This window comes from Paracoccus denitrificans, from assembly GCF_900100045.1.
GTDB classification, from domain to species: Bacteria; Pseudomonadota; Alphaproteobacteria; order Rhodobacterales; family Rhodobacteraceae; genus Paracoccus; species Paracoccus denitrificans.
Genome location: NZ_FNEA01000090.1, coordinates 1 through 1,224 on the forward strand (window position 1 = coordinate 1; position 1,224 = coordinate 1,224).

Annotated in this window: 1 protein-coding gene; it reads left to right on the forward strand. The window is 59.6% G+C overall.

The annotated features are described in order from the left end of the window. The first annotated feature begins 173 nt into the window (after positions 1-173). On the forward strand, positions 174-1,175 hold the full coding sequence (pseB, locus tag BLT64_RS25910; protein ID WP_011746443.1) for a UDP-N-acetylglucosamine 4,6-dehydratase (inverting): 1,002 nt from the start codon (positions 174-176) through the stop codon (positions 1,173-1,175). The last annotated feature ends 49 nt before the right edge of the window (positions 1,176-1,224 follow it).

Below are 1,224 nucleotides of genomic sequence, written 5' to 3' on the forward strand. Positions count from 1 at the left end.
CGCATTGTGCCATGAGCGGGGCGGCGGTTATGTTCCGCCGAAGGGATCGCCGTGTGTGCATTGGCCGGTCCGGGGCATCTGCCCCATCTACTGTTTTGAGTATTTGCATGTATCCGAGTTTTTACACGGCCATCGCGTTCTCTAACGTATGAAGTTTTGACAGGACGACCAACATGTTCGACAATAAATCCATCCTGATTACAGGCGGGACCGGCAGCTTTGGCAAGAAGTATGTCCAGACGCTGCTGTCGCGGTTCAAGCCCCGAAAGATCATTGTCTTCTCGCGCGACGAACTGAAGCAGTTCGAGATGCAGCAGAAGTTCAACGATCCCTGCATCCGCTACTTCATCGGCGACGTGCGCGACCGCGAGCGGGTGCTGCAGGCGACGCGCGGGGTGGATTACATCATCCATGCCGCTGCATTGAAACAGGTGCCGGCGGCGGAATACAACCCCGTCGAATGCATCAAGACCAATATCGACGGGGCGCAAAACGTCATCCATGGCGCCATCACCAACAATGTCGAGAAGGTGATCGCGCTTTCGACCGACAAGGCGGCGAACCCGATCAACCTCTATGGCGCGACCAAGCTTGCCTCGGACAAGCTCTTCGTCGCCGCGAACAACATGGTGGGCGAACGCCGGACCCGTTTCGCCGTGGTGCGCTACGGCAATGTCGTGGGCTCGCGCGGTTCGGTCGTGCCGTTCTTCCAGGGGCTGATCGACCAGGGCGCGAAAAGCCTGCCGATCACCGATACCGACATGACCCGCTTCTGGATCTCGCTCCAGCAAGGGGTGGATTTCGTGCTGAAGAACTTCACCCGCATGCATGGCGGCGAGATCTTCGTGCCGAAGATCCCCTCGGTGCGCATCGTCGACCTGGCCCGCGCCATGGCGCCGGGGCTTGAACAGCATGTGATCGGCATCCGCCCCGGCGAAAAGCTGCACGAAATCATGTGCCCGGCCGATGACAGCCACCTGGCCGTCGAATACGATGACCATTTCGTGCTCTCGCCCTCGATCCGCTTCTACGATCACGACGTGGACTATTTCTCGAACGGCATCGGCGAGTCCGGCAAGGCCGTGGGGCGTGGCTTCGAATACAATTCGGGCACCAACACCCACTTCCTGAGCGTGGACGAGATCGTGGAGTTCAACGCGAAGGCCATGGCATGATCCCTTATGGCCGCCAGGACATCGACGACGCCGATATCACGGCGGTGGT

Coding starts and splice junctions, on each gene's coding strand:
- pseB (WP_011746443.1), top strand. CDS start 174: ATGTTCGACAATAAATCCATCCTGATTACAGGCGGGACCGGCAGCTTT.